The organism is Streptomyces sp. MnatMP-M17 (assembly GCF_900091995.1).
Classification (GTDB): domain Bacteria; phylum Actinomycetota; class Actinomycetes; order Streptomycetales; family Streptomycetaceae; genus Streptomyces.
The window spans coordinates 1-1669 of record NZ_FMDK01001129.1 but is presented as its reverse complement, the minus strand read 5'-3'; the positions used below and the strand labels follow the sequence as shown (position 1 = coordinate 1669).

Here is a 1669-nt window from a genome sequence, read left to right as displayed (position 1 = left end):
CCCGGCCGCTGGTGGCGACCGCCCGGCCGGCCGCCGTCACCGGATCCGCGCCGTCCATGATCTGCTGCCGGTGACGGGTGATCAGGAACAGCGCGTAGTCGATCCCGACGCCCAGTCCGATCATCGTGGCCAGGGTCGGCGAGACAGTGGCGAAGGTGGACGCGGCGGCGATCAGTCCCAGACAGCTCAGCCCGACGGCGACGCCCACCAGCGCGGTGAGCAGCGGGACACCGGCGGCGATGACACTGCCGAATCCGAGGAGCAGAACGGTGACCGCCACCGCGAAGCCGATGACCTCGCTGTTCAGATCCGTCGGCAAGGGCCGGGCGAGTTCACCGAGCGGGCCGCCGTACTCGACCCGCACTCCGGCGGCGCGCAGCGGCTCGACCGCCCGGTCGATCCCGTGGAGATAGGCGGCGCCGAACGAAGCGGGAATGGCGTCGAATCCCACGGTGATGTACGCGATCCTCCCGTCGGCGGTCAGCGCGCCCGTGGGCGGTCCCGACGGCGTCGCGGGCAGCGGGCTCACCACGGAGATGACATGCGGAAGCGCCCGGAGCGAGCCGACGGCCCGGTCGATTTGGCTCCGTACGGCGGTCAGAGGCGCGCGCGTGTCGTGCAGGACGATCTGGGCGCCGATACCGCCCGTACCGGGCGCGTGCCGGGCGAGCACCCGCGCGCCGTCGTCCGACTGCGTGCCGGGCAGCGAGAAGTTGTCGGAGTAGGTGCCGCCGAAGGCTCCTTGGAGCGCGTGCAGCCCGCCGAGCGCGACCAGCCAGAGCAGCAGAACGACGATGAAGCGCCGCGCGCACCACTCCCCCAGCCGCTGAAGTCCGCGGACCTCGTGAAGAGCTGCCCGCGCTTCCGCGTCCGTGTCGCTGTGCTCGCTCTGCGACGTCATACGGTCCCCCCGAGGGTGCCGGCCTCGCCCTGGCCCGATAAATGTCGGCATTTTATGTGGTTCGTCAGGAAAAGCCGGTCTCAGTACTCCATCCGGTGTGCCCTTGGAAGCTGACCGCCCGTCATGCCGCCGGCGGACGGCCACCGGGCGGGCAGGCCCGGCAGGAACGTCCCTGCGGTGGGGCAGCCGCCACGCGCGGCGACGGCCCGGGAAAATAGGACCGCGAACCGATCGCAGCAACCGACCTGGAGGAGTGGGCAGATGCCGCACGAACGAGCGGGACAGCCGGCCCGGCCGGAGGATCTCATCGATGTCGCCCGGCTGGTGACCGCGTACTACGCGCTGCACCCGGACCCGGGCGAGCCGGGCCAGCGTGTCGCGTTCGGGACCTCCGGGCACCGCGGATCGTCCCTCGCCACCGCGTTCAACGAGGACCACATCGCCGCGACCAGCCAGGCGATCTGCGAGTACCGGGCCGGACAGGGCACCACCGGGCCGCTCTTCCTGGGCGCGGACACCCACGCACTGTCCGAACCGGCCCGTGTGACGGCGATCGAGGTGTTCGCCGCCAATGATGTGACCGTGCTCGTCGACAGTGCCGACGGCTATACGCCCACTCCGGCGGTGTCGCACGCCATCCTGGCCCACAACCGTGGACGTGCCTCGGGGCTCGCCGACGGTGTGGTGGTCACGCCGTCCCACAATCCGCCCGCCGACGGCGGTTTCAAGTACAACCCGCCGAGCGGCGGCCCGGCCGGGTCCGAGGCG

1 protein-coding gene and 1 pseudogene are annotated in these 1669 nt (G+C 71.5%); one reads left to right on the top strand and one right to left on the bottom strand.

Translation table 11 applies throughout. The annotated features are described in order from the left end of the window. Positions 1-901, bottom strand: a 901-nt coding sequence (locus tag GA0115259_RS36860) for an MMPL family transporter (RefSeq protein WP_161230587.1), incomplete at its 3' end; no start/stop codon positions are given. 261 nt (positions 902-1162) lie between these two features. Here GA0115259_RS36860 and GA0115259_RS36855 point away from each other — a divergent pair. Beyond that, positions 1163-1669: pseudogene (locus tag GA0115259_RS36855) on the top strand (phosphoglucomutase, alpha-D-glucose phosphate-specific); the annotation flags it as partial.